Annotated in this window: 3 protein-coding genes; 2 read left to right on the forward strand and 1 reads right to left on the reverse strand. The window is 48.6% G+C overall.

The window, feature by feature from the left end:
• The coding region (locus BM202_RS36520) for a TetR/AcrR family transcriptional regulator (RefSeq protein ID WP_143100905.1) at positions 1-291 on the reverse strand (291 nt) is incomplete at its 3' end.
• Between the two features lie 298 nt (positions 292-589).
• Between BM202_RS36520 and BM202_RS36525 the strand changes: the two genes are divergently transcribed.
• Positions 590-805, forward strand: a complete 216-nt coding sequence (locus BM202_RS36525; protein ID WP_093835541.1) for a hypothetical protein — start codon at positions 590-592, stop codon at positions 803-805.
• A gap of 150 nt (positions 806-955) precedes the next feature.
• Positions 956-1,066, forward strand: a complete 111-nt coding sequence (locus BM202_RS39295) for a hypothetical protein (protein ID WP_394333826.1) — start codon at positions 956-958, stop codon at positions 1,064-1,066.
• Positions 1,067-1,114 lie beyond the last annotated feature (48 nt).

The following is a 1,114-nucleotide window of genomic DNA, read 5'->3' on the forward strand; positions in this document are numbered from 1 at the left end:
CTGTAATGACTGACTCGACCATACTAAAGCGACGTCTTGGGGCTGAACAGGCTGCAACTGGTCCAGGCCAGCTGCGCTAAACTGAGGTAGTACCCCACCTTGCTGTAGGTAATAGTCCAGCAAGCCTTCTATACTCCCGAAGTAGCGGTATATCAGCACTTTACTAACCGCCGCTTTTTCAGCAATGCGATTGATTCGCACGCCAACCAGCCCCTCCTCGTCCAATACCTGCCCTAAGGCCTGTAAAATACGTTGGGTCGTAGCCGCTCGGTCACGCTTATTGTGTTCCATAGGTAGTAGTTGACATGCTTGTTGGATAAGCTCCTAGACTATTTATTATCGGACAAGTCACGGCAGAGCTATTTTTTAAATTGATTGCCTATGTAATCTATCCCCTGTTAACTCCCGATTTTCATACCTTTTTTAAACCTGTTAGCAGGCAATAGAGCCAAGCAAACACGAGGTCTATTCTTATACCAGGCCTCTGCTTATAATCACTCATTTAAATTCCTCGAAACAGTACGAAGGCACAGCCCCAATCAACTGGTACTGGTTTGAGTGGACCAACCGTACCAACCTGTCGCACCTGGTGGTTCACTTTTATATCCTCAACCAGGCTGGCCAGGTGCTTACTACAGCGAGTGTCAAACTGCCAAAGGTCAAAGTGACTGGTTACGTAACCGCTGTGGATGGCGTGTCGCAACAGGCTGTTTATGACAGCACCGTATTCATTAAGCTTGGCGATATAACCCGGGAGGAGCCGGATCAGCAGGCTACCCAGTTTCGCTACTACGTATTGACCTGATATGGTCCTAAATATCCGGACACGAAACTTTTTTAACTTCGTGTACCATGAACCAATCCCAACAACCCAAACGAAAGTATACCGCCGAGTTTAACGGGGCCGCCCGTGCGGGCCGATGTATTGCGGCTAGTTGCCAATGGTGAACCCATCATGACCATAGCCCGTAAGATGGGTATTAGCGATAGTCTGATTCACGCCTGGCGAAAGACCAATGACAAAGCCGGGCCGATTTCTATGGATCAAGCAAGGGGGAGGGCATAAGTTTTGTCATATTTTTTGCCTCGCTTGACCACTGCATAGACCCGATGG

The organism is Spirosoma endophyticum, assembly GCF_900112365.1.
Classification (GTDB): Bacteria; Bacteroidota; Bacteroidia; order Cytophagales; family Spirosomataceae; genus Spirosoma; species Spirosoma endophyticum.

Bases quoted from the DNA above. Each gene is read 5' to 3' on its own strand.
- BM202_RS39295 (WP_394333826.1), top strand. From the start codon at position 956: ATGACCATAGCCCGTAAGATGGGTATTAGCGATAGTCTGATTCACGCC.